The sequence below is a fragment of the Bradyrhizobium liaoningense genome, from assembly GCF_018130955.1.
Lineage (GTDB): Bacteria > Pseudomonadota > Alphaproteobacteria > Rhizobiales > Xanthobacteraceae > Bradyrhizobium > Bradyrhizobium liaoningense_C.
The window spans coordinates 24,849-49,624 of sequence record NZ_JAFCJM010000020.1; the positions used below are offsets into that span (position 1 = coordinate 24,849).

At 64.5% G+C, this 24,776-nt stretch carries 23 protein-coding genes and 1 pseudogene; 11 read left to right on the forward strand and 13 right to left on the reverse strand.

All coding sequences use genetic code 11. The features are described 5' to 3' along the window. Window positions 1-33: 33 nt before the first annotated feature. A complete protein-coding gene (locus tag JQ632_RS18440; RefSeq protein ID WP_212403986.1) occupies window positions 34-1,125 on the reverse strand; it encodes a hypothetical protein in 1,092 nt (363 codons plus the stop codon). 209 nt (window positions 1,126-1,334) lie between these two features. Between JQ632_RS18440 and JQ632_RS18445 the strand changes: the two genes are divergently transcribed. Continuing rightward, window positions 1,335-2,957: an ABC-F family ATP-binding cassette domain-containing protein gene (locus tag JQ632_RS18445; RefSeq protein ID WP_212403987.1), complete on the forward strand. Its 1,623-nt coding sequence runs from the start codon at window positions 1,335-1,337 to the stop codon at window positions 2,955-2,957. 138 nt (window positions 2,958-3,095) lie between these two features. Here JQ632_RS18445 and JQ632_RS18450 read toward each other — a convergent pair whose 3' ends face one another. After that, a complete protein-coding gene (locus tag JQ632_RS18450) occupies window positions 3,096-3,557 on the reverse strand; it encodes a cupin domain-containing protein (RefSeq protein WP_212403988.1) in 462 nt (153 codons plus the stop codon). A gap of 107 nt (window positions 3,558-3,664) precedes the next feature. Here JQ632_RS18450 and JQ632_RS18455 point away from each other — a divergent pair, with 107 nt between their 5' ends. Continuing rightward, window positions 3,665-5,224 (forward strand): winged helix-turn-helix domain-containing tetratricopeptide repeat protein, encoded by a 1,560-nt coding sequence (locus JQ632_RS18455; RefSeq protein WP_212403989.1) that lies wholly within the window; start codon window positions 3,665-3,667, stop codon window positions 5,222-5,224. A gap of 43 nt (window positions 5,225-5,267) precedes the next feature. Here JQ632_RS18455 and JQ632_RS18460 read toward each other — a convergent pair whose 3' ends face one another. Together JQ632_RS18460 and JQ632_RS18465 are read right to left on the reverse strand one after the other, a co-directional pair. Continuing rightward, complete coding sequence (locus JQ632_RS18460; protein WP_212403990.1) at window positions 5,268-6,251, reverse strand: glycerophosphodiester phosphodiesterase family protein; 984 nt, start codon at window positions 6,249-6,251, stop codon at window positions 5,268-5,270. Between the two features lie 146 nt (window positions 6,252-6,397). After that, complete coding sequence (locus tag JQ632_RS18465) at window positions 6,398-6,769, reverse strand: DUF3551 domain-containing protein (protein WP_312015626.1); 372 nt, start codon at window positions 6,767-6,769, stop codon at window positions 6,398-6,400. Window positions 6,770-6,948: 179 nt separating this feature from the next. Between JQ632_RS18465 and JQ632_RS18470 the strand changes: the two genes are divergently transcribed. Together JQ632_RS18470 and JQ632_RS18475 are read left to right on the forward strand one after the other, a co-directional pair. Next, window positions 6,949-8,439, forward strand: a complete 1,491-nt coding sequence (locus JQ632_RS18470) for an amidohydrolase family protein (protein WP_212403992.1) — start codon at window positions 6,949-6,951, stop codon at window positions 8,437-8,439. 3 nt (window positions 8,440-8,442) lie between these two features. Beyond that, entirely contained in the window at window positions 8,443-9,366 is a 924-nt protein-coding gene (locus JQ632_RS18475; RefSeq protein ID WP_212403993.1) for a GTP-binding protein, read from the forward strand. Between the two features lie 206 nt (window positions 9,367-9,572). Here the strand turns inward: JQ632_RS18475 and JQ632_RS18480 are convergent, their stop codons facing one another. Beyond that, entirely contained in the window at window positions 9,573-9,821 is a 249-nt protein-coding gene (locus JQ632_RS18480; RefSeq protein ID WP_212403994.1) for a hypothetical protein, read from the reverse strand. Between the two features lie 90 nt (window positions 9,822-9,911). Beyond that, window positions 9,912-10,790, reverse strand: a complete 879-nt coding sequence (locus tag JQ632_RS18485) for a dienelactone hydrolase family protein (RefSeq protein WP_212403995.1) — start codon at window positions 10,788-10,790, stop codon at window positions 9,912-9,914. A 149-nt stretch (window positions 10,791-10,939) separates the two neighbouring features. Here JQ632_RS18485 and JQ632_RS18490 point away from each other — a divergent pair, with 149 nt between their 5' ends. Then, complete coding sequence (locus JQ632_RS18490; RefSeq protein WP_212403996.1) at window positions 10,940-11,404, forward strand: cupin domain-containing protein; 465 nt, start codon at window positions 10,940-10,942, stop codon at window positions 11,402-11,404. 8 nt (window positions 11,405-11,412) lie between these two features. Here the strand turns inward: JQ632_RS18490 and JQ632_RS18495 are convergent, their stop codons facing one another. Then, window positions 11,413-12,375: an alpha/beta hydrolase gene (locus tag JQ632_RS18495; RefSeq protein WP_212403997.1), complete on the reverse strand. Its 963-nt coding sequence runs from the start codon at window positions 12,373-12,375 to the stop codon at window positions 11,413-11,415. A gap of 158 nt (window positions 12,376-12,533) precedes the next feature. Between JQ632_RS18495 and JQ632_RS18500 the strand changes: the two are divergent. Together JQ632_RS18500 and JQ632_RS18505 are read left to right on the forward strand one after the other, a co-directional pair. Further along, window positions 12,534-13,212 (forward strand): annotated as a pseudogene (locus tag JQ632_RS18500) (nitroreductase). Between the two features lie 252 nt (window positions 13,213-13,464). Further along, window positions 13,465-15,486: a methyl-accepting chemotaxis protein gene (locus JQ632_RS18505; RefSeq protein WP_212403998.1), complete on the forward strand. Its 2,022-nt coding sequence runs from the start codon at window positions 13,465-13,467 to the stop codon at window positions 15,484-15,486. Between the two features lie 343 nt (window positions 15,487-15,829). On the opposite strand, the gene JQ632_RS18510 is transcribed toward JQ632_RS18505, so the two are convergent. The 3 genes from JQ632_RS18510 to JQ632_RS18520 form a co-directional block, all read right to left on the reverse strand. Continuing rightward, window positions 15,830-16,888: an HD-GYP domain-containing protein gene (locus tag JQ632_RS18510; RefSeq protein WP_212403999.1), complete on the reverse strand. Its 1,059-nt coding sequence runs from the start codon at window positions 16,886-16,888 to the stop codon at window positions 15,830-15,832. A gap of 106 nt (window positions 16,889-16,994) precedes the next feature. Then, complete coding sequence (locus JQ632_RS18515) at window positions 16,995-17,330, reverse strand: PilZ domain-containing protein (RefSeq protein ID WP_212404000.1); 336 nt, start codon at window positions 17,328-17,330, stop codon at window positions 16,995-16,997. Next, entirely contained in the window at window positions 17,327-18,184 is an 858-nt protein-coding gene (locus JQ632_RS18520) for a DUF2336 domain-containing protein (RefSeq protein ID WP_312015627.1), read from the reverse strand. Before JQ632_RS18520 ends, JQ632_RS18515 begins: the two co-directional genes overlap by 4 nt. Between JQ632_RS18520 and JQ632_RS40300 the strand changes: the two genes are divergently transcribed. The 3 genes from JQ632_RS40300 (at window position 18,161) to JQ632_RS18530 (ending at window position 20,378) form a co-directional block, all read left to right on the forward strand. Beyond that, a complete protein-coding gene (locus JQ632_RS40300) occupies window positions 18,161-18,454 on the forward strand; it encodes a hypothetical protein (RefSeq protein WP_312015628.1) in 294 nt (97 codons plus the stop codon). The genes JQ632_RS18520 and JQ632_RS40300 overlap by 24 nt on opposite strands. Window positions 18,455-18,723: 269 nt before the next feature. Beyond that, a complete protein-coding gene (locus JQ632_RS18525; protein ID WP_212404002.1) occupies window positions 18,724-19,671 on the forward strand; it encodes an AraC family transcriptional regulator in 948 nt (315 codons plus the stop codon). Between the two features lie 116 nt (window positions 19,672-19,787). Continuing rightward, window positions 19,788-20,378, forward strand: a complete 591-nt coding sequence (locus JQ632_RS18530) for an NADPH-dependent FMN reductase (protein ID WP_212404003.1) — start codon at window positions 19,788-19,790, stop codon at window positions 20,376-20,378. Between the two features lie 9 nt (window positions 20,379-20,387). Here the strand turns inward: JQ632_RS18530 and JQ632_RS18535 are convergent, their stop codons facing one another. Beyond that, window positions 20,388-22,472 carry a methyl-accepting chemotaxis protein gene (locus tag JQ632_RS18535; RefSeq protein ID WP_212404004.1) on the reverse strand — a complete coding sequence of 695 codons (2,085 nt, stop codon included), beginning with the start codon at window positions 22,470-22,472 and terminating at the stop codon, window positions 20,388-20,390. Window positions 22,473-22,711: 239 nt separating this feature from the next. Then, window positions 22,712-23,332: a TetR/AcrR family transcriptional regulator gene (locus tag JQ632_RS18540; protein WP_212404005.1), complete on the reverse strand. Its 621-nt coding sequence runs from the start codon at window positions 23,330-23,332 to the stop codon at window positions 22,712-22,714. A gap of 114 nt (window positions 23,333-23,446) precedes the next feature. On the opposite strand from JQ632_RS18540, the gene JQ632_RS18545 reads away from it, so the two are divergent. Beyond that, window positions 23,447-24,223, forward strand: a complete 777-nt coding sequence (locus tag JQ632_RS18545; RefSeq protein WP_212404006.1) for a crotonase/enoyl-CoA hydratase family protein — start codon at window positions 23,447-23,449, stop codon at window positions 24,221-24,223. Here the strand turns inward: JQ632_RS18545 and JQ632_RS18550 are convergent. Then, on the reverse strand, window positions 24,211-24,648 hold the full coding sequence (locus JQ632_RS18550; protein WP_212404007.1) for a DUF1810 domain-containing protein: 438 nt from the start codon (window positions 24,646-24,648) through the stop codon (window positions 24,211-24,213). The genes JQ632_RS18545 and JQ632_RS18550 overlap by 13 nt on opposite strands. Between the last annotated feature and the right edge of the window lie 128 nt (window positions 24,649-24,776).

Consider the following 24,776-nt stretch of genomic DNA (forward strand, 5'->3'; position numbering starts at 1 on the left):
TGCCGCCGCCGTGTGTTCCGATGTTTCCCGGGCCTACTTGAGATCGGCGATCGTCGCGGGGCCGGGCCCCGGCGTGACCAGCGTCGGCCACTGCTTTGAGCCGAATGGAACCAGCGGCGGCAGGAACGGTGTCATGCCGCGCTTGGCCGTCTCTGCGATGATGGCGGCGCGCGCGTCGCCTCCCATCAACTCGTAGTCCATCAGGTGATAATTGCCGAAGAACAGCGAGCCGACCGAGCGGTCGGCGATGATCCGCGTCAGCGATTCCAGCATGTCGGCCGGCGTCGTCGTGAACGAGACGGTCTCGATCAGAAGGAGGCGGGTGTTGATGGCATCGGGGCCGAAGAATTGCGCGAGCACGCTGAAGATCACGTTGTTCTGCCGCGCGACATAGATGGTGTTGCTGGCGGCATAGGTCTTTTCCCAGTCGGGACCGAGTTGCGCCTTCCAGTCCGCGAGCACGCCCATCCAGTGTGCGACCTGGGTTTGCGCGGCCCAGGCGACGTTCCTGGCGAGGGACGGCGCCTGCTTCTTGCCGAACGCCTCCAGTTTCGCGAAGGGAATGGCGCCGGCGGCGAGGCATTCATCCATGAAGGCGAGATTGTTTTGCAGGATGGTGCGGTTGTTGTCGCGCCAGTCGGCCTGCATCGGGGTCGCATCCAGGCTGTCGAGCGCCGACTGCATGCGGCTGCGGAAGGCGAGCATCGGGCCGCGCCACGACTTGTTGTCGGGATTGTCGACATAGGGGCCGACGACTTCGGCCAGGGCCATGGTGCTGTGGCCGACCGATTTCAGGAGCTGATAGACGATCGGCACCTGCGGCGCGTCAAGAGGCGGCTGGCCCGGCCGGTACAGGATCAGGCGGCCGCCGGCGCCGGAGAACAGGCCGAGGATGACCGGGTGCTTGCTCAGGATGTTCTTCTGGAACAGCTTTGCGGCGTCACCATAGAGCTCGAACATCGCCGTGTTCAGCGCAAGCACGTCCTTGGTCGCGACCTCGCCCGGCGCGGCCGTGCTCTTGCCGGAGATCGGCGCCATGTAATCGGGCAGGGTTTGGGCGGTTGCGGCCGCGCCGCTGCCCAGCATCAGTGAGGCGGCGACGGCCAGGCGAAAGTGATGTTTCATCGGCACTCCCCAGGGGCATTTTCAGAAGGCGTTACATCGCCACACGCCCGTTAAGATTCCGCTGGGCGCGCCCGCGCTTTTGGCGAAAAATTGCTAAGGATTCGTCAGGAACGCCTGAACCCGGGGCAAGACCAGGAGATTGCCGGGCTTCCCCTTGCCGCCCATATGGACTAAGACGCGGCAACGCAAATTTCCCCCAAAATGACCTCATGATCCGCCTCGACAACGTCAGCAAGCAGGCTGGCCACCAGATCCTTTTCATCGAAGCCTCCGCGGCCCTGAACAAGGGCGAGAAGATCGGGCTCGTCGGCCCGAACGGCGCCGGCAAGACAACGCTGTTCCGGATGATCGCCGGCCAGGAACTGCCCGATGAGGGACAGGTCTCGACCGATCGCGGCATCACCATCGGCTATTTCAGCCAGGACGTCGGCGAGATGTCTGGCCGCAGCGCCGTGGCCGAGGTCATGGACGGCGCAGGCCCCGTCAGCGAGGTCGCGGCCGAGCTTCGCGAGCTCGAAGCCGCGATGGCCGACCCCGACAAGGCCGACGAGATGGACGAGATCATTGCGCGCTATGGCGAGGTGCAGCACCGCTTCGAGGAGCTCGATGGCTATGCACTGGACGGCCGCGCGCGGGAAGCGCTCAACGGCCTCGGTTTCAGCCAGGAGATGATGGAGGGCGATGTCGGCGCACTCTCCGGGGGCTGGAAGATGCGCGTGGCGCTGGCGCGCATCCTGCTGATGCGCCCCGACGTCATGCTGCTCGACGAGCCGAGCAACCATCTTGATCTGGAAAGCCTGATCTGGCTGGAAAAATTCTTGCACGATTACGAAGGCACGCTGCTGATGACCTCGCATGACCGCGAGTTCATCAACCGCGTGATCTCAAAAGTGATCGAGATCGATAGCGGCTCGCTGACGACCTACACCGGCGATTACGAGTTCTACGAGCAACAGCGCGCGCAGAACGAGAAGCAGCAGCAGGCGCAGTTCGAGCGCCAGCAGGCGATGCTCGCCAAGGAGATCAAGTTCATCGAGCGTTTTAAGGCACGCGCGTCTCATGCAGCTCAAGTGCAGAGCCGGGTGAAAAAACTCGACAAGATCGAGCGCGTCGAGCCGCCGCGTCGCCGCCAGAGCGTCGCGTTCGACTTTCCGCCGGCACCGCGCTCCGGCGAAGACGTCGTGGCCTTGAAGAAGGTCCACAAGGGCTACGGCAGCAAGCGCATCTATGACGGGCTCGACTTCATGATCCGCCGGCGCGAGCGCTGGTGCGTGATGGGTGTCAACGGCGCCGGCAAGTCGACGCTGCTCAAGCTGGTGGCCGGTGCGAGCGAGCCGGACGAGGGCACGGTGGCGTTAGGGGGCAGCGTCAAGATGGGCTATTTCGCCCAGCACGCGATGGACCTGCTCGACGGCGAACGCACCGTGTTCCAGTCGCTGGAAGACGCGTTCCCGACCGCGGGGCAGGGATCATTGCGCGCGCTTGCCGGCTGCTTCGGCTTCTCCGGCGACGACGTCGAGAAACGCTGCCGCGTGCTCTCGGGCGGCGAGAAGGCGCGCCTGGTGATGGCAAAGATGCTGTTCGACCCGCCGAACTTTTTGGTGCTGGACGAGCCGACCAACCATCTCGACCTCGCCACCAAGGAAATGCTGATCACGGCGCTGTCGGATTTCGAGGGCACCATGCTGTTCGTCTCGCACGACCGGCATTTCCTGGCGACGCTGTCGAACCGCGTGCTGGAGCTGACGCCGGAAGGCATCCATCAATATGGCGGCGGCTACACCGAATACGTCGCCCGCACCGGGCAGGAAGCGCCGGGATTGCGGAGCTAAAGCATGATCCGGTTTCCGAAAAGATCATGCTCAAACAAAGACCTAAAGCGCGATGACGAGTCAGCCTAACGCCATCGCGCTTTAGGGCGCGCCGAACTTCGCGCGTCAGAAGCTGTCGTCTAACGCCGCGACGGATGCTTACGCGCGCGTCGTCAAGGTCGATAACTGATCGGTGTCGTAGCGGTTTCGAAGATCGGCAAGCGCTTTTGGATCGGGCGCACCTTGCGCCGCGAGTTTGGCGAGTTCTTCGAAATAGTGCTCGTGGCCGGGCGGAGAGACGGTCATCAGCACGCGGGCCGGTTTCTCGCTGACATTCGTGATGTTATGCGGCACCCCCGGCGGGATGAACAGATAGGTTCCGGGCGTTGCGCGGACCGTCTCGCCGCCGATCTGCCACTCGCACTCGCCCTCGAGCAGGTAGAAGGTCTCCTCCTGCACCCGGTGAACGTGCCGCCCGGTGGCGAACCCCGGCGGGATCGTCCAGTCGAACATGCTCGTGTGCTTCGTGTGTTCGCCTGTCACGAGAAAAACCATGGGATGACCGCGCAACATGACGCCCTTGTTCTCATCGGGCAGGCGAATGACGGCGTGGGCGCTCATGTGATCCTCCAATGACCAGGTGCTTGCTTCTGCTGGCATTTGTGAACATCCGCCGTTCGGGCCGGGAAGTCGTGAATCCATTCCCAAAAATTTGCTAAAAGCGTCCAATGACAATGGGCGGTGACCACTACCGGTTCGGTCCGTTTCGCCTGGACCCGGCGGCCGGCATTCTCTACCGCGGGGCCGAGCCGACCATGCTTGGCCACCGCGCAGTCGCGCTCTTGCGGCTCCTGCTCGACAAGGCGGGGGCGCCGGTTTCGAAGGACGCGCTGGTCGAGGCTGGCTGGGGCGGATTGGCGGTTGCCGACAATAATCTGACGGTCCAGATCGCGGCGCTCCGCCGGGTGCTGGCCGAAGGGGCGGATGCCGAGAGCTGGATCGAAACACTGCCGCGCCGCGGTTATCGCTACGTCGGACCGGCCGTTGCGGCCATTGGCCTTGACGCGGCAGCCGCCCGTGCCGCGTCGGCACCGACACTGCCCGATAAGCCGTCCGTGGCGGTCCTGCCGTTCTCGAACCTCAGCGACGACCCGGAGCAGCAGTACTTCGCGGATGGAATAGTCGACGACATCATCACCGGCCTTGCACGCATCAACTGGCTTTTCGTGATCGCGCGGAACTCGAGCTTCGTCTACAAGGGCCGCGCGGTGGACGTGAAGCAGGTCGGCCGCGAGCTCGGCGTGCGCTATGTACTCGAAGGCAGCGTGCGCAAGGCTGGCGGCAGCGTGCGCGTGACCGCGCAGATGATCGATGCAACGACTGGCGTTCATGTATGGGCCGAGCGCTACCACCGCAGCTCCGAGGACATTTTCGCGCTTCAGGACGAGATCGCGCTGTCGGCGGTGGGCGCGATCGCGCCGAGTGTCCGCCGCGCCGAGATCGAGAGGGTAAAGCGCAAGCGACCCGACAGCCTCGACGCTTACGATCTCGTGCTGCGGGCCCAACCTGACGTCGATTCAGGCATGCCGGAGCAGGTGACGAGAGCGCTGGCGCTTCTCGAGCGTTCGATTGCGCTCGAGCCGGCCTATGCGCTGGCGCATGGTAATGCCGCAATGTGTCACCATTGCCTGTTCCTGCGTGCCGGCTTTAAGGAGCTCGACCGCGCCGCTTCGATCCGGCACGCCAGATCCGCCATTGCCCATGGACAAGACGATGCGCTCGCTCTGACATGGGCCGGATTTTCCATCGGTATGGATGCGCATGATCGCGCGGCGGCCTTCACCGCACTGGACGCCGCCCTCGCCATCAGCCCATCATCGGCGCTGACCTACATTCTCGGCAGCGTCATGCTCGGTTGGGGCGGTGAAGCCGATCGCGCGATAGAATGGAGCGAGCAGGGTCTGCGGCTAAGCCCGTTCGATTCGTGGACCTGGGCCGCGTTGGATGCGCAAGCAATGAGCCATTTGCTGCGCGGACGTTATGAAGAAGCATGTCGTGCGGCCTACAAATCCGTTCAAGCCAATCCGGCACACAGCATCACTTATGTGCAATTGACCGCCGCGCTGGCCAAGCTTGGCCGGTTGGACGAGGCGAGGGCGGCCGCCGCGCGCGTGCTCGAGCTTCAGCCGGCCTTTCGATACGGCCGCCAGTTTGCTGGCGTGAACTGTGCGCCGGCGCTTGCAGAAGCGCTTGGGGGAGCGTTGCGGTCCGCCGGACTCCCGGAGTAGCGCGGGCGTTCGCCGCGGAGCGTATCGCCATCGACGCCACGCGCTAGTTCCTCGGCCCGTTGACGAGACCGGCGACCATGTCGATCTCGTTGGTGAGAATGCCGCCCGAATAATGCCTGGGCAGGCGTGCAAAAAGTTCGGGCGTGTCGATCCCGGTCGAGAACTCGCCGCCATGATAGGGGCCGAGCACGAACACAACGCTGTTTGCCCCGCGCATCCGGTCCAGGAAGCGATCCGGCCAGCCCCACAGCCACGGCGCGACGTTAATCGGCACCAGGACCATCGCGTTGTGACACGTCTGCGGCACGAGGCCGGTCCAGCCATAGCCGATGTAGCGAACCAGGCAGCTCCTGATCGCCGATCGCGAGATCGTCCGGATTTCCGGCGCGCGGGCACGAAGCGCCTCGATCGGCTCGTCGCCGCCATAGACCATGATCCGGCTGCGGCGCGTGGCTGGCAGATTGTTCAGCACGGCGGCGAGTTTCTCGCCTTCGCCGGGATCGCGGCTTTTCACATTGATCAGGAGCCGCCTGTCAGGAAAGGTCTCGAGCACGTCCGCCAGCGACGGCATCATGCCGATTCCCTTGCCGCGAAACGGAAACGTCCTGCCGTTGTCGGCGGTGTAGCCATAGCCGACGTCCAGCGTTTTCAAGCTGGCCATGGTCTGCTCCCGCGTCACGCCATGACCATCGGTGCGGCAATCGAGCGTCCAGTCATGAAATACCGCGAAGGCGCCGTCGGTGGTGGGATGCACATCGAGCTCGACGATATCCGCACCGGCGTCGAAGCCGGCGCGGATCGCCGGGAGCGTGTTCTCGAGATAATCGTGAGTCGGCGGCAGCATCCGCGCCGCCGTGCAGGTCTCATTCGTCAGGCCCTGTTCGTCGAAACGTTGGGCCTTGCCGCGATGCGCGAGCAGCACGGGTTTGTCGGCACGATGGGAGGCGAGAAGGCTGGTGTTGTTGGCGTAAATCCCAGCTGTGATCACGAGGGCAGCGGCCGCGGCGTATTTCAGTTTCCTGCCCAATGAGTCACCCCGGCTTCGTGCTCAGTGTTGCTGGGCATCAAATTCGGTCGATTTGCGGCGATGACGATGCGCCAAGGTGGAAAAATCGTAACCCGGCGATCACGGCGCGCAGCTGTCCGAGGAACGCGCAATCCGGCTATCGTGCCCTAGTAGGTGCGGCCTTGTCGCCCGCGGACGCGCCCCGGCGGTGCCTGATGTGTCTGCGGGCCGTATGGGTTGGCGAAGCACGTCGCTGAGAGTCCCGACGCCGTCGCCCTGCACTGTTCCAGGGATGTATAGCTGCAGTCTATGTAGGTGGAGCCGCTCTGTCCCCACCGCTGGAGGCAAACCGGAGATTGGGAATCGTATCGTTGGGCCGTGGCCGGGGCGACGGCCAGGATCGTCGTGAACGTCGGGATTATCCAGCGAAGCAAGCGCATCGCAACCTCGTTCCAACCGGCGCCATGGAATAGGACACCGCCGACCCGCGCAAGGTGCACTTGGCCGCGCTCAAGAAGAAGTGTGCGATCGGCTTGCATAGACGATCTTCGATCGTCACGGCGAACAAGGATCCGCCAGGACAAAGTGCGTCGATAGCGAACGACGTGACGACCGACGATGCGTGGACGTTTGAGATGCCATGCGGTGCCGTAGCTTGAAGGTCCGTGGACAGCCCGTTACGCTCGCCTCGCTTTTTGGGAATGCGGGAGTTTTCGGGATGGGCGGCTTGGTGATCGCGGGTGGCCGGGTGGTCGATCCGGCCAGCGGGATGGATGCCGTCGGCGACGTCGCCATCATGGATGGCCGGATCGTTGCCGTCGGAACCGGGCTTGGCGGAGCTGAAAGGACGATCGACGCGACCGGGCTGGTGGTGGCGCCCGGCTTCATCGATTTGCACGCGCATGGTCAATCGCTGCCCGCCGACCGCATGCAGGCGTTCGACGGCGTGACGACGACGCTGGATCTCGAGGCCGGCGTGTTGCCGGTCGCGTCCTGGTACAAGAAGCAGGCGAGCAGGGGGCGCGTGCTCAACTACGGCGCCGCCGCGAACTGGGCCTTTGCGCGCATCGGTGCGATGACGGGCTCGAACTCCGAGAGCTCGCTGGAGGCGTTTGGCAATGCCATGCGCGACCGGCGCTGGATCGAGAACGTGGCGAGCGAGACCGAGGTTGCCGGCATCCTCGATCGCCTTGGCGGCGGGCTCAACGAGGGCGGCATCGGCATCGGCATCCTCAACGCCTATGCGCCGGGGGCCGGCGTGCAGGAGCTCACGGCTGTGTGCCAACTGGCGGCCAAGCACGACGTGCCGACCTTCACCCATGTCGCCTTCATGTCCCGCATCGATCCGGAGAGCGCGGCGGAGGCCTATATCCGCCTGATCGGCTACGCCGGTGCCACCGGCGCGCATATGCACATCTGCCACTTCAACTCGTCCAGCAAGACCGACATCGAGCGTTGTGTCGCGCTGGTGGCGAAGGCGCAGGCGCAGGGGCTTCCGATCACGGTCGAATCCTATCCCTACGGCACCGGGTCGACGGTGCTCGCGGCGGCGTTCTTCAGCGACCCCGAATTCGAGGCGCGCAACGGCACCGGCTACGATTCAGTGCAGCGGGTCACCGACGGCAGGCGTTTTCGCGATCGCGAGGAGCTGCTGGCGGCGCAGGCCGCCGAACCCTCCACGCTGGTGCTCTGGCACGTCCTCGATATCGAGAACAACGCGCATCATCGCGATCTCCTCGACATGGCCGTGCTCTATCCCGGCGGCGCGATTGCCTCCGATGCGATGCCCTGGACGCTGTCTGATGGCAAACCCTATACCGGCGATGCCTGGCCGTTGCCGAAGGATGCCACGTCGCATCCGCGCTCGGCCGGCTGCTTCACGCGCTTCATCCGCGAGTGGGTGCGCGAGCGGCGAAAAGTGTCGCTCTCGGAAGGCATCCGCAAATGCTCGCTGATCCCGGCGCAGATTCTGGAGCACAGCACGCCCGCGATGCGCAGCAAGGGACGGCTCGCGGCCGGCGCGGACGCCGATATCGTGGTGTTCGACTACAACACGCTGACCGATCGGGCCGAGTTCTCGGCGATGAACCGCCCGTCGGAGGGCGTCCGCCATCTCGTGGTCAGCGGCCATCCGCTGATCGCCGACGGCGTGCTGGATCTGGCGGCCCGGCCGGGCAAGCCGGTGCGCCGGCCTGTTGTCGAGGCCTGAGGCGTGGCCGTCCCGGTTCTGCTCGTGACGGGCTTCCTCGGGGCGGGCAAGACCACGGTCGTCAACCACCTGTTGAAGCATGCCGAGGGCCGGCGGATCGCCGCCGTCGTCAACGATTTTGGCGCTGTTAACATCGACGCCGAGCTGATCGCTGATGCCGCCGACGGTGTGGTGAGCCTCGCCAATGGCTGCATCTGCTGCACGCTGGAAGGCGACCTTTTGCGCACGCTCGCTGGTCTCCTGCGGCGCGATCCACGACCCGAATTCATCGTGATCGAAACCAGCGGCGTGGCCGATCCGGCCGACATCGTGCGCAACCTGATGGACCCCGTGATCTTTCGCGAAGCGCCGCTGGAGACGGTGCTGTGCGTGGTGGACGCGTCGATGCCGGTGGCAAAGCTCGATGACGCGCTGCTGCGGTCCCAGGTGCGCGCAGCCGATCTGGTCGCGCTGAGCAAGGTCGATCTGGCTGACGCGGCGGGCGCCGCGCAGATCCGCGAAGCCGTTCGTGCGCTGCGCCCGGCGGCGGTGGTGGTCGATGCCATCAACGGTGAAGTGCCCGCGGCGCTGCTTTTTGCACCTGATGTCGATCCCGTCCCAGTGCCGCGCGAGACCGGCCCGCGACGGCCGACGGTCGAGCGCTTCGAGACGCTGAGCTGGACGTCGGACAAGCCGGTGTCGTTGCCGCGGTTGCAGGCGGCGATCGGCGGGCTTGCGCCAAGGCTCGCGCGGGCGAAGGGATTTTTTGAGACGGTCGAGCAGCCCGGCCGCTCGATGGTGTTTCAGCTTGCCGGCGGGCGGGCGACGCTGGCGCCCGGCGGATCGGCGCCAGCGGGGGTGCCAAGGACGCGGATCGTCTTTATCGCGGAGCTGGGCGTGCTCTCGCACGAAGAGATCGAAACGGCCATGCAGGGATGCGTCGCATAAGGCGCACGCGCGGCATCTGGCGAAGCGGGACTGACTAATCCCTCGCCGTCATGGCCGGGCGTAGCCGTGCGAAGGACGGCGTCGCTCACGCTCGCCTGTGCCCGGCCATCCAGGTCTATCCAAAAACGTGGATGCCCGGGACAAGCCCGGGCATGATGAGTTCGTGGAGTCATTGTTCGCTAAAGAGGCAGCGAACTTGCGGCGCCTTACGCGCTGGTCGCGCACTTCTTCATAAAACTGTTCTTGGCGGCGCCTGCGAGCGGCTTGCCGTCGGAGCCGACGGCCTTGGGGGTGCAGGCATCTTCCTTGCACTTCTTCAGGAATGACGTCTTGGCGGCGCCTGCCAGCGGCTTGCCGTCCTTGCCGACCGCCTTGCTCTCGCAGGTCTCTTGCGCGAATGCCGAGCCGGCCGCGAAGGTGGCAACGACCGCAGCCAGGAAAATCCGCTTCATCATGGGTGTCTCCCTAAACCAGAATTGGCGCTTCGAATTGAACGCGGAATCGTGACGCAATCAAGCAGGATCGTGTGAACACGTCGTTCATATTCATTTCTTCCAACGCTCGACGGCGGCTTGCGCCTTGGTCAGGACATCGCCGAGCGCGGCCTGATTGGCGCCGACGGACTGCCGGCGCGAGGAGGGCTCGTCGAAACCATGCGTCGCGCCCGGATAGAGCGTGATGTCGATCGGGGTGCCGGCAGTCCGCGAGCGCCCGGCGATATCCTGGCATTTCGCCGCCGATACTTCCTCGTCACTGGTGCCATGGAAGATCGCAATGGGGGTGCTCGTGACGACAGTCTGCTGAAGCAGAGCCTTCACGCCGCAGCCGGGGTAGAACGCCAGCGCGCCGCGAAAGCCCGTGCCTGAGCCCTGCCGGATCATCACGTTGAGGGCCGTGCTACCGCCGTTCGACCAGCCTTGCAGAAAGACCTGCCCGCTACTGACGTCGCTTCGGCTACGCAAATAGGCGAGCGCGCCTTCGGCATCGAGCGGACGCACCGTCTTTTCATTGACGTCGTCGCGGTCGGGATCGCCGTGGGTGAAGCGGCCAAAGCCGCGCGCCTTGCCGCGCGGCCCAAAGCTGTCGGGCAGCAACGCCAGGTAGCCGCGATCGGCCCAGTACCGGCCCCACATGACATTGCGCTTCGACAGCGTCGAGGCGTTGCAGGCCGATGGTGTCTTTGGTGAGACGAGGGTGCAGTCGGCATTGTGGTTGCTCGAATAGGGCCCGCCGCGGCCGTGCAGCATGACCATGGACGGGTAGGGGCCGGCCGTCTTCGGCTTGAAGACATAACCGACGATGTCTGTCGTGCCGTCACCGCTGCGGAATGACACCGTCTGGGGTTCGGCGGCGGCGGCAGCGCCGGTGACCAGCCACGCCCCGGCGGAGAGGCCGATGAAAAGTCGGAACAGGCAAATTGGCATTGACAGCAGAATCTCCTTGGCGCGCAGGAGACACCGCCGGGAGACAACATTCAACTGCACTTGCTGCACTGCGCGCTGACCGGCCTGCACAAAGCTGTTAGCCTGCCCAAAAATCCAGGTGAGAAAAATCCAGGTGGAGGAGCACCGTGATGGACGCCGTGAGCCCGACAGGCCCCCAGACCGCCGATCAGCATTCCCATCTCGTGCAGCCGCAAGGCATGGAATGGCAAACAACGCGTTTTCCCGGCTGCGAGGCCAAGACGCTGCTGTTCGACCGCTCCACCGGACTGATGACGGCCCTGATGCGCTTTGCGCCGGGTTCGGTGCTGCCCGACCACGAGCATGTCGGCATCGAGCAGAGCTACGTGATCGAAGGCGCGCTGGTCGACAAGGAGGGCCCGGCCAAGGGCATCGCCTGCAAGGCCGGTGAGTTCATCTGGCGTGAGGCCGGCAGCCGCCACGCCGCCTGGTGCCCCGACGGCGCGCTGATCCTGGCGATCTTCCAGGTGCCCAACAAGTTTTTTGAGGCCGACGGTCGTGTGGTGGATGCGTCGGGTCAGGACTGGGACGAGACCTGGGGCCACACCGACGCGCAGCGGGCGCGACGGGGCTAGCCTTCCTCTCAGACGCCGCGCGCGAGCAGGGCCTTGAAATCAGAGCGGGCGCGCTGCGCCTCGGCGCGCGCGACCTCCGACGTCTCGCCCATGCTGAAATAGCCGTGGATCAGGCCGGGGCCTTCGTGATGCTTGACGCGCACGCCGGCGGCTTCGAGCGCCCGCGCATAGGCCGCGCCTTCATCGCGCAGCGGATCAAACCAGGCTGTCGTGACCACGGCGGGTGCGACACCCGCGAGTGACGCGGCACGCAGCGGCGAGACGCGCCAGTCCGTCGCTTGACCAGGATCCGCAAGATAGTGACCGGCAAACCATTCCATCACCGCGCGTGACAGAAAATAGCCTTCGGCGTTTTCGCTGCGCGAGGGGAAGCGGGCGTTCTCGCGCGCATCGGCGTAATTGCCGACGGTGTCGGTCGCGGGATAGACGAGAAACTGTCCGGCGAGCTTGATGCCGGCGTCGCGGCAGGCAATGGCCGTTGCAGCCGCGAGGTTGCCGCCGGCGCTGTCGCCGGCCACCCCGAGCCGTTTTGCATCGCCGCCAAATTCCGCGACACGGTTGAAAATGTCACGTGTCGCCGCAAAGGCGTCCTCGAACGCGCCTGGGAAGCGCGTCTCCGGCGGCCGCCGGTAGTCCACGGACACGACGACCGCGCCGGTCTCGATCGCGAGAAACCGCGCCTGCCGGTCATGCGTTTCGAGATCGCCCGCGACCCAGCCGCCGCCATGGAAGAACACCACCGTCGGTGCCGGTCCCGAGCCGACGCGATAGACGCGCGCGGGAATCGGCCCTGCACCGCCTTTCACTTCGATATCCCCGACGCTGTCGACGGCCGGCGGCGGCACCGCCGCGCGCGCGGCAGCGAGTGCACGCAAGGAATCGCGGGCGCTCTGCGGTGTCATGGTCGCGGGGTCGCGCAGCGGCAGCAGCGGAATGATCTGGGCGATGACGGGATCGAGCGGTGCAGCCATGGCTATTCCCTGGATTTCCTAAATTGAGGCTTCTTGGTTTCGATTGGCCGTTAGCATAGATTTCGCGCGCCGCGCCGGCAATCGGCCGGTCCGTCATGCCCGCGTTGCGTCGATGCAAGTGTCGGGCGGGACGCGCGCAAGGGCAGGGAGCAAGAGACGTGGAATTCGAAGAGCTGGTGCAGTCGCGTCGCAGCGTGCGCGGTTTCAAGAAGCAGGGCGGTGCCGCGGCCGGTGATCGAGGCGATCATCGATGTCGCCAAGCGTGCGCCGTCCTCGATGAACACGCAGCCCTGGCACGTCCACGTGCTCACGGGCGCGCCGCTCGAGGACGTTCGTCGCCGCAACATGGAGGAGATGGTCGCCGGCGCCAAGGTCAAGCGCGACATCGTCAGCCATGGCGAATATCAGGGCATTCATCGCAGCAGGCAGGTCGACATCGCCAAGAAACTGTTCGGCGCGATGGGGATCGCGCGCGACGACAAGCCGATGCGGCAGGATTGGGTGCTGCGCGGCTTCCGCCAGTTCGACGCGCCGGTGTCGCTGGTCCTGACCTACGATCGCGTGCTGGACCCCGGCGCGGTCTGCCACTTCGATCTCGGAGCGCTCTGCTACGGTATCGTGCTGGCGGCGTGGGATCGCGGGCTCGGCTCGGTCATCAACGGGCAGGGCATCATGCGCTCCGACATCGTGCGCGAGGTCGCGCGCATCCCCGAAGACGAGGTCATCATGACCTGTGTCGCGATGGGATATCCCGACGATACGTTTGCCGCGAACGCGGTGCGCTCCGATCGCGAAGATAACCGAGAGTTCGTGCGCTACGTCGGGTTTGCCGATTAGCGCCGTCGTTGCGCAACGAATCATGTGCAGGCTTGTTCGAACGCAGGAAAGATAATTCCGATTTCGAGATGCGTCGCGTTGCTGACGATGGCTCGCCGTTCGAGCGCCCGCAATTCCACGGCGTTGCCTTAGCCGTTCGGAGCATTTGATACCGACCAAGGTCGTAGGCCGCACCAATCATAACTGAATGGCAATACCGAGCGCGTAGGCGTCGTGGCCAGAGGCGCAGCAGGCGTCGCTTGGGGTATTCCGATGCTTTCTTCTCTTTTCAAGGCAAATCATAAGCAGCCGACCGTTTCCATCGTTCCCGACGTTCACGACGAGCCCCCGGCCGTTCGCGCGGCTTGCGCGATCCGCGTGCTGGAGTGCGACGACCGGCTGAACACGATCTCCCCTGAGGATTTCATCTTCGACGGCGTTCACGCGCCGCTGGCGATCGCATTCGTCTCACCGCACACCGACTTTGCGCGCGTGACCTCGTCGCTGCAGCGGCTGGCCGGCACGACGCCGGTCATCACGGTCTCGACGGCCGGCGAGCTGTGCTCGGCAGGCCAATCCCTCTACAAGCCGACCGGCACGACTTGGTCGTCCGTCGTCGTGCAGGTCTTCCCGCCGGATCTTCTGCAAGCGATCAGCATCCACAGCATACCCCTGCACAACTCGGACATTCGCAGCGGGCAGCCCGGCACGGCGCACGAAGCGCGCATCGATGCGATTGCCCGCGACGTCGCCTCGATCAGGACGCCTTTCGCGATCGACGTGCGTGACACGATTGCGCTCGCCATCGTCGACGGCGTGTCGGCCTCGGAGAGCTATCTGATGGAGGCCGTGTATCGGGCCGGCAAATTCCCGTGCGCCTTTGTGGGTGGCTCTGCCGGCGGCAAGCTCGATTTCAAGAACACCTACCTGAGCGACGGCCGCAAGATTCTCGAGAATCACGCCGTCGTCATCTTCATGAAGCTTGCGCCGGGTCGCGCCTACAGCGTGTTCAAGACGCAGAACTTCAAGAAGACGGGCAAATCCTTCGTCGTGATGGGCGCCGATCCCGACCGGCGCACGGCATCGGGCGTGATGGATGTTTCGGCGAACGAGATCCGGCCGTTCGCCGCCGTGCTCGCGGAGGCGCTGAACACGACGCCCGCGAACGTGATGTCGAAGATGTCGCGCTACTCGTTCGGCATCGAGGTCGGCGGGGACCTGTTCGTGCGCTCGGTCGCCGGCATCGATGCCGAGACGGGCGTGATCTCGTTCTTCTGCGACGTCAATTCGGGCGATCGGCTCGAGCTACTGGAAGCAACCGATTTCGTCGATCAGACGCGGCGCGATCTCGAGGCCTTCCTGCGGGACAAGCCGCCTCCGATCGGAGCGATCCTGAACGACTGCATCCTGCGGCGTCTCAACAACGAGGCACAGTTGCGCAGCATGAGCGGCCTATGGCCGATGCCGGTTGCGGGCTTTTCGACCTTCGGCGAGCTGTTCGGCATCAACATCAACCAGACGCTGACGGCGATTGTGTTCTTCGATGTCAGGCAAGAGCCGCTGTCCGATCCCTTCATCGAGATGTTCCCGATCCACTACGCGCATTTCGTCGAGTATTTTACCCGTGCCTATCTCAACCGCATGGTGATGTTGAACCGCATCAAGGACGACATCGTCCGGCGGCTGACGGACTATCTGGGCGCAAGCGCCGCGCTCAGCGGCAAGGTCGAAGGCGCGATCCGGCGGACCGCGTCCATCAGCACCATGGTGGAGCAGATTCGCGCGGTCATCACGGCGAACGCGCAGTCGGCAGCGAAGGCCACCGACACCACCGCGCTGTCGCAGGAGTTTGCCGGCCTCACGCAGTCCATGAACGGGTTGCGCGATATCTTGAAGATCATCGATACGATCGCAGGCCAGACCAATCTCCTGGCGCTGAACGCGACCATCGAGTCGGCGCGGGCCGGCGAGGCGGGTCGCGGCTTCTCGGTGGTGGCGACCGAGGTGAAAAAGCTCGCCCAGGACACAAGAAGCAGCCTGACGCGCACGCACACCTCGATTGGAGGCATGGAGACCTCAATCGAGTCGCTTGGCAGCAACATCACCGCGACCCGCGATCAGCTGATCCGGACCCAGGAAGGCTTCGACGGCATCGTGACTCAGATCGAGGAGATGTTCAAGAATCTCCAGACGATCAACACGGTGCTCGCGGGTCTCGAGACATTCGTGCGCGACCGCAACGGGGCGTTGACCAGCGCCATGCACGATATCGAGACGCTGAAGCGGATCGGGTAGGCCGGTACGCTCCGCTGTCCGATAAAATTCGGTGACGACGCGTGAGTTGGGTCTTGCAATCTCTTCGCATCAGCAGGAACAATACAGCTCCCAAGAGGGTTGTTGCTGGCGCGAGGGATTTAATATGCGGCGGCTGGCTAGCCTGGTTCGATGGTTCTTCGGGCCACGTGTGCGGCGTCCGGTAGAGGACGATCCCAGCCTGCCTTTCACACCCGACGAGTTCGGCCGCCTGATCCGCTCTGGCAGACACGAAGACATGAAGCGGTTGGCGGACGGGCTGGCGTCTCAGTCGATGCTGCGCCGATCCAGATACCGCGCCACGCACTGATCGGCGCGATACCGATCACCGCGTCAGGGCCACTGGCTTGAACGACGCGACCAGCGCCTTCTCCAGTTTTCCGTTCATCCCGCAGAGAATGTCGTAGGCCTCCTTGCGCGGCATCGTCGGCCTGTAGGGCCGGTGCTCGATCAGGGCCGCGAAGATGTCGGAGATGGTGAGGATGCGAACGATATCGGTGATGCTCTCGGCGCAGAGCGCATCCGGATAGCCGCTGCCGTCGAGAAATTCATGATGATGCCTGACGGCGTCGAGGATCTCGGGCGAGATGTCTTTGTGGTCCTTCAGAAAATCAAATCCCGCGGCGGGATGTGTTTCGATCAGCGCGCGTTCTTGCGCGTCGAGACGTCCGGGCTTGTCGAGGATCGCCAGCGGAATCCTGGCCTTGCCGATGTCGTGGAACATGGCGGCCGTGCAGAGCCGCTCGACGTCGGCTTTCCGTACTCCAAGGCTCAGGCCAAAGTCGATCGCGATACCCGTCACCAGCAGGCAATGCTGATAGGTTCCCTCATGATGGCGCCGCACGGTCGTGAGCCATTCGGACAAGCCATGCTCGGAAATGCGGGCCGCGATCTTGCGGCCGGCCTCCCTGGTGCCGTCGATATCGATCGCCTCGCCCAGCATGAGCGAGGTGAACATGGATGCGATGGCGGTAGCCCCGGTTTCGGCGGCGTCGTCCGACCGCGGGGGGTGGCCTGACGATCCGGCTTCCGCCTCGGCCGGATCGCTCAATGCAGCCAGCAGCCTGATGCGGTCGATCGTTCCAGGAAGCACGAGCGTTGCGCCGAGGGCGTAAGCCTGCGAGATGCTGTGGTGGGAGTATTGCTCGACGATGAAGATGCGCTTGGCCGCCTTGGCGAAGCGGGAGGCGCGCCTCTTCAGCGCCGCGATGTTCTCGACCGCACGCAAATCGGCGCGCACCACAACGGCAAGCGGGGTGTGGGGAAGCTTTGCCTCGGCGTCGAGCCGTTCGCCGGCGACGGTGAATCTGCGTCCCAGGATCGAGCAAACGCCCGTCAGCTTGTCCGAGCTGTCGGCCAGCACGTGCACAAAGGCGTTCGCCATCGCCGCATCCCGGGTGCCGTCGCGATTTTCGGCGTGCCTGACTGGCCTTGCATTCTGCACGAGTCGTCTAGGTTCTGTTGGAGTTCAAAGTGATCCGGTGTGTGTCTTATTTGCTCGCCGCCGGCTTCTGCTGCGCCGTGGCCAACGGTGCGGCTGCCTTCTGGCCCTTCTTGTTCGCGAGGATGAAGTGAACGCCCGCTGTGGTGCCGTCGATCCAGACCAGCTCGCAGCGCCGGTAGGCCAGTCCTGTCGACGACAGCACCAGGAAGAACTCTTTGGCCTGGAGCACGTCGAGGGTTCCTTCGACTTCGACCTTGGCGCCGGTGTCCGAGATGTCGAGCAGGACGCAACTACGTCGCCACGTTCCATCCGAGCCCATCAAATTGACGGGCTGGCGGTGATCCATGCGCACCCGAAGCGCTTTGCGATTATCGAATCTCATCGGCCGCCCTCCGATCTTGCAACTTTGCCGTCCTTGGACGCAGCTCCCGCGCCGGCGGCCATTTCGCCCCAGCGGACCGCCCATTGGCTGGTCGAGAGGTACAGCGTCTCGAATAATTGCTGGGCGCGTTCGCGCTCGTCGAAGGAGAGCCGCGAGCCGCCGCGATTGCTGAGAATGGCAAGTGTGGTCTGCCAGTTCAGGCGGGACGCCCGGCAGGCCATTACCAGGCCTTCGCAATCTTTGTCCGCAACGACCGTTTCGATGATGTCGATCGGGGCTCCCGACAGAACTGACAATGCGGTCAGCAAGTTTGCGGTCTCGCCGCGGATGGCGAAGCGGTTCACGGCGGAGTCGTTCAGCTTGCCGATGCGGTTGAGCGCAACGATCTGGGGGCGCGCATCCGCATAGTCGGCGGCGCACGGCCGGCCACCAGTCCTTGCCGAGCCGCCAGTCTCGATGGACGTGGCCGCGCTCTGCACGCTCGCTGCCGCCTCCGGCGATGCCGCCGCGAGCAGTTTTCGGACCACCATGTCGGGGACGTGCGGTCTCAGCACCAGTTCCTTCGTGAGCTCGCCGTCATGCTCGGCCCGGGCCGCCAGGATCGCAAAGGCGGCGTCGGACAGTTGGGCGCCCTGGTTCCTGGCGATCGCGAGGCAAACCTTCTTGCCGCCGCGCTTGGCCAGGATATCGGCGAGCGCTTTCTCGATTTTGCGCCGGCCCGAGATTGCGAGGAGATGCTGCTCGCCGCGCGCCGAGGCGATCGCTTCCAGATCGTCCTGCGTGAGAAGCGGCGAGTTCCGCAGGACGGGGGCAGCGACCGCGGGATCCTCATGAGCGGCAAGACGTCGCAGCATCTTCTTAGGGCCGATCTTCAGGTCGGCAAGCGAGACGCTGAGTGGAACCAGCGCATCGGGCGCGATGCGTTCCATCAGGTGGAGGAGGATATCGTCAAGAAGACTGACCTGTCGCTCTTTGAGCCGATCCTGGCTTGCAACGAGCAACGAAGTGGTCTGCTCGAGGATGAGGAGGCAGCGTTCGGGCGGGCAGGCCGCGATCGCATCCTCCAGCTCGACGACAATATCCGCAGGCGAAATCGCGCGCATGGCGGGCCTGGTAAACTCTGAAAAAGCACTACGTTCTAACGGTTCAATTGCGCGCCAAAGTTGTTAACATGAGTTATAGATTTGAGTCGTTCGGGTATTTCAGCGCCGGAAAAGACTATCGAAATTTGGCAGATCACGCCGTCTGCAGTTGTTCTTTCGATTTTATGCATTGCAACGAGCATATGTGAGCCGACGGATTGGCTCACGGGGATCGCCAGCAGGGAGGGAAATAGCGCCGGCTATTTGTCGGACGCGCGTCATTTAATCACGCGCCATTTTCAAGAAGTTCCATGGGCATTGATGACAGAGCGCCAATGTTGGCGCCAAGGACGTATCGATTTACCGACGTTGACGAGTTCCGCAGTTCCATACGAGCTCTCAATGTCGAATTCACGCCGCTCGTGCGCAAAATCGCGGCCGAGCAGGTGATCCTCAATCTCCCCGGCTGCAACGTCAGTTTCACCAAGGCCTTTCCGCGCGTCATCGATGCGCAGCTCGCGCCGAACTGCACCGCGGTCGGCTTCTTGATGGACGACCACGAGGTTCCCGTTCGCTTCAACGGCGCACAGCGCGACCGTGCGGCGATCGTGATCGGAAGCGGCGGGGGCGCCTACAACACATTTGAAGAGGTGGAGCGACAATTTGCTTTCGTCGTGTTCACACCGGAGGTGAAGGATCGCGGCTGGCCCGAGACGAAGGCGAGCTTCAGGATTGCTGAAACGAGCACAGTCGCACTTCATCAGTTGCGACGGCTCATCACGGAAGTGATCGCCGCCGCATCCGAGCCTGCTGACGCGATCGAGGCGCGCCTGAAGGCGGCGGCGATGCGGCAATCCCTGCTTGGTGCGATCGATGCAGCATTCGCAGCCGTCGTTCCGGCGCGATGGACGGTGCGCCCGAACGATGAGCGGCACCTCAAGATTTTCCAGAATATCAGGGCGCTGCTGTCGGACGATCTCGGTCAGCCCATTTACAGCGAGCAAGTGGCGAGGAAACTCGGCCTCTCTGTCCGCAGCATCCACGACGCGGTTCAGCGCTATCGCGGCATGAGCCTGCACCGGTATCTGCGCCTGAGGCGGTTGTGGCTCGTGCGCAAGAGATTGCTGACCGGCCCCGAGAGTGTGAAGTCCACAGCTCTCGCTTTCGGTTTCTGGCATCTCAGCGATTTTTCCAAGAGCTATCGCGACCGGTTCGGCGAAACGCCGTCGGAAACGCTGGAGCGCGCCCGCAGGACGTGAGGACTTGCGCGGGCGCGACTCGGCCCGCATCCAGCCATGCGCTAGATCCTTGTTGGACGCGTTTTCTTGACGCGAACCGGTATCCATTTCGCTTGAAAACGCTTTAGTATGCCGTCATGAGCAACCGCATCCTCGTCCTTTACGGCTCCTACCGTTCCGACCGCATGGGCATTCGCCTTGCGCATTTCGTCATCGAGCGCCTGCGCCGCCGCGGCGAGGACGTCGAGCTGATCGACGCCAAGGCCATCGGCCTGCCGATGCTCGATCGCATGTACAAGGAACATCCCAAGGGCCAGGCGCCCGAGGCGCTGGAGAAGCTCGCGACCCGGATCCGGGAAGCCGACGGCTTCATCTTCGTCACCGGCGAATATAATTGGGGCATCCAGCCCGGCCTGAAGAACCTCACCGATCATTTCCTCGAGGAGTGGTTCTGGCGGCCCGCGGCGATCGCGAGCTATTCCGCCGGCCGCTTCTCCGGCGCGCGCGCGGCGACCGCGTGGCACGGAACGCTGTCGGAAATGGGCATGGTGGTGGTGTCGAGCACGATCGCCGTCGGCCCGATCGCGCAGTCCTTGTCGGAGGCAGGCGAGCCGACCGGCGAGGGCGGTGCCGCGCTGGAACGCGCCTTCCCGCGCTTCGCCGACGACCTCTTGTGGTGGGTCGAGGCCGCGAAAGGCCAGCGCGCCAGAAAGAAACCGCCTTACTAGGGGAGAGCGTTACGCAGCGCGGACTTCGGACAGGAAGCGGTTCACCTGACCGGCGAGGTCGCGCGACTGGGTCGAGAGCTGCTCGGCCGCGCCCAGCACCTGGTTGGCGGCGGCTCCGGTGTCGTCGGCGGCACGCTGCACGCCGGTGATGTTGCTGTTGACCTCCTGGGTGCCGCGGGCGGCCTCCTGGACGCTGCGGGAAATCTCCTTGGTCGCAGAACCCTGCTCCTCGATCGCCGACGCAATCGCAATCCCGATCTGGTCGATCTCGGCGATGACGTCGGCGACGTTGCGGATGGCGGCAACCGTCTCGTCGCTGGCAGTCTGGATCGCGGAGATCTGCTCGGAGATTTCGGTGGTGGCCTTCGCGGTCTGGCCGGCCAGCGATTTGACTTCGGAGGCGACCACGGCAAAGCCGCGGCCGGCATCGCCTGCGCGCGCCGCTTCGATGGTGGCGTTGAGCGCGAGCAGATTGGTCTGTTCGGCGATGCTCTGAATCAGCGTGACGACGTCGCCGATCTTCTGGGCGCCTTCGGCGAGCGCGCGCGCGGTGTCGCCGGTGCGGCGGGCGTTGTCGACGGCGCGGGATGCGATCTCGGTGGATTGGGCGACCTGACGGGCGATCTCGGCGATCGAGGAGGTCAGCTCCTCCGTGGCGCTCGCGACTGTCTGCACGTTGGTCGAGGTCTGCTCGGACGCCGCAGCGACGACGGCTGCCTGGCTGTTGGTTGTCGATGCGGTCGAGGTCATCGACTGGGCCGTGCTCTCCATCGTGGCTGACGCCGACGACAGCCCGCCGACGAGCTCGCCGACCTTGGTCTCGAAGGCGCGGGTGAGCTCGTCGAGCACCTGGGCGCGCCGCATCTTGACGTCGTTCTCGGCCTGCTTCTCGGCGGCGAGCCGGTCGGCCCTGATCATGTTGTCCTTGAAGACCTGGACGGCGGCGGCCATGTCGCCGATCTCGTCTGAGCGCGCGGCGCCGGGAATTTCACCGGCCATGTCGCCGCCCGCAAGGCCCGACATCCGCGAGGTGAGGCTCACGATCGGCGCGCAGACGCGGCGGCGGACCATCGCGACGAGGCCGATGCTGGCGACGAGCACGGCGGCGAGGCCGGCAAGCGCGATCATGAAGCTCAACCGCGCGGAGGAATAGGCGGCGCCAAGGACCTGCTCGGCATTGTCATAAAAGGCCTCGCGCACGCCGATGACGGCGCCCAGGCCGCGCTGCGAGCCCGCATAGAAGGTGTCGATGTCGATCTCGTATTTGCCGCTTGTCGCGCCGTCCTTGACCAGCTTCAGCTCGCGGCCAAAGCCCTCGACATAGTCGGTGTTCATTTTCTCGAGCGCAGCGGCGACGTTGGCCGGCGTCGCGGGGTTGCCGCGCAATTCCTGGAGCGACATCAGGATCTGGTCGTTGCGGCCCTGCGTGCGGGCGATGTCGATCTTCTCGGCGTCGGTAGCCGCCTTCCTGGCGCCGACGAGGTTCTTGTGCAGGCTGGCGTTCAGGCCGCCGACGTCGCGCAGCGCCCAGGCGACGTTGGCGTAGCTTGCCTGCCGGTAGGCGTCGCCGTTGAGGATCGCCATGCGGCGGACCTGCTCGTTGAGCAGCGCCGTGACGCCGCTGTTGAACACGGCATTATCGGCGACGATCTTCTTCGCCGCGTCCTTGCGCGCGTCGGCAGGCCCATCGATGGCCTTGTCGATGGACTCGCGCAAGGCGCCAAACTTCGCATTTAGCGCATCAATCTGGCTCGCGATCGTGCCGCCGTCGTCGAGCGATCCCGGCAATTGCTCCTTGCGCAGATTGTTCATCTTGTCGCGTGCGCCGTCGGTCAGCTTGCGCAGCTTCTCGTGCTCGGCGCGCTGGCTGGGGTCGACCGTCGCGGGCCCGTAGAGGATGTTGGTGGCAAAACCGCGCTCGGGGTTGAGATAGCGCGGGATGTCGCCGACCGCGCGCACGATTCCGAGCCGGCTCTGCGCCTCCGCGATCCGGTCCATGGTCTGGTACCGGGAGACGGCGACGTAGACGGCAAGGCCGCCGCCGACGGTCGAGAGCGAGACGATGGCCGCGGTCAGAAGCGTACCGATTTTCATGATGGGGTCCGGGCAATTTGCTGCGGGCGGAAAAGCGCCGCAACGATAGATTGGCCGGATTAATCTCGGGTTTACGATCAAGGCCGCGATGGGCCGGCGCGGGGCTAGATTCTTGTTTTGACGCGCTTCCCTTACGCGAACCGGGATCCATTTCGCTTGAAAACGCTTTACGCGTAGGTCGCCGTCCCGTTCCGAAGGGGCCGAAATCGGCCAGGCTGAGGTCCATCGGCGTCTTCCGTTTATTTTGTTGTTTGGCTGAGTGCGTCGGACAGGATCAGCTCCAGCTCCTGGTCCACCTGATCGAGCGGCAGCGCGCTGCGCGCCGCGCGGCATAGCGCAACCGTCCCCTCGATGGACGCGACGACAAGCGTGGCAAGGCGTTTTGCGCGCGGCGCCGGCAGGCCCTCGCGCCGCAGCGCCGCGAGCATGATCTTCTGCCAGTCGGCGAATACGCCGTTGGCGAGATCGAGCAGATGGTCCTGCGCGGCGGCGTCGAGCGCCTCGGCCTTGTCTGAGGGCTCGCCGACATAGTGATCGACGGCAACCGCTAGAACGGGGCAGCCGGCCTCGAACGTCGTCGTCACCAGTCGACGGCGCCAGGATGCGACGAAGGCCTTTAGCCCTGCGATCGCGCCAAGCTCGTTGAGTGCTTTTTCCAAGGGAATGGAGACCTGCTTTCCGGCGAACATCACGGCTTCCGCGATCAGTTGCGGCTTGCCGTCGGGGAAGTGGTGACCGATCGAGCCGCGCGGCGTCGCGGTGTAGCGCACGACGTCGCGCATGCTGGTGGCATTGACGCCGCGACGGCTCATCAGGTCGGCGGCGCCGGCGATCATCTTGTTTCGTGTGGTGGAATTCATCGGGATCCAGAGAATATGACGCTTGACATACTAGCGTCGAAGTGAAGTATGACAAGTGTCATATAAATCCAATCGGCGGCCACGCGCCAACGCACGCCAAACAGGGAGCACGACATGTCCGAAGGACAGATCCGCAGCGAGGCCCACGGCCACATCTTCAAGATCATCATCGACAATCCCGCGAAGAAGAATGCCTTCAGCCCAGCGATGATGGAGCAGCTCTCGGATGCGCTGACCGAGCTCCATACCAACGAAACCTATTGGGTCGGCGTGATCTGCGCCGAGGGCAGGGACTTTACCGCCGGCCTCGACATGCCAAAATTCTTTGGTCCGACGGCGGAGAAGCGCAACATCAAGGAGGGCAACGTCGATCCCTTCGGCCTCAGCAAGCGCTGCAGGAAGCCTGTCGTCACGGCGGTGCAGGGCATCGTCTTCACCATCGGCATCGAGCTGATGCTCGCGGGCGACATCGTGGTGGCGGCCGACGATGCGCGCTTCTGCCAGATGGAATCCAAGCGCGGCATCGCGCCGCTCGGCGGGGCGCATTTCCGCTTCCTGTCGCGCGCCGGCTGGGGCGAAGCGATGTATCACCTGTTTCTGTGCGACGAGTTCTCGGCGCAGCGTGCCCGCGAGATCGGTCTCGTGCAGGAGGTCGTGCCGGCGGGCCAGCAGATCGACCGCGCCATGGCGCTCGCCGAGATCATTGCGCGCAACGCGCCGCTCGGCATCCAGGTCACCAAGGAGGCGGCGGCCAAATATATCGAAGGCGGGGAGGCGGCGGCGATCGGCTACATCCCTGACATCAGGGATCGTGTCCTCAACAGCGCCGACGCGAAGGAAGGCATCCAGTCCTTTGTCGAGCGCCGGGCGGCCGTGTTTCAGGGCCGCTGATCGAGCCTCGCCAGGATGTCCAGCGTCGCGCGATCGCGCTCGCCGCCGAAATATTTGGCGAGCGTGCGGTCGAACACCGGATTGTCCGAGACGGCGGCGAACAGCGTCATTGACGAGCGCAGCTTGACGTCGTCGGGCGAGCCCATGATGCCATTGATGGTGCGGTCCTTCACCGCGAGGACGAGGCCGGTGCATTCGAGCAGCCGCGGGCCGAGCAGGGGGTGCGCCAGGTAGGCCTCGGCCTCCTCGCGGGAGCCGATGGCATAGCGCTGCGACATCGCGCTGAAGCCGAGGCCGGTGACCTGCGGGAAAATGAACCACATCCAGTGGCTCCGCTTCCGGCCGCCGGCGAGTTCGGCCAAAACCCCCGGATAAACCCCGTCCTGGGCCTCGACGAAGCGATTCAGGTCGAAAGTTGCGGTCATTAGCTACCTGGGGCTGCCTCGACGGTCGCGATTATGCCTCACTTTTGGACGCTGATATGATAGCTGGTATAGAGTCTCGACGGGGTTGGGCACCCCGGGGGTTAGGGTCGATTTTGGGGATCTGATGG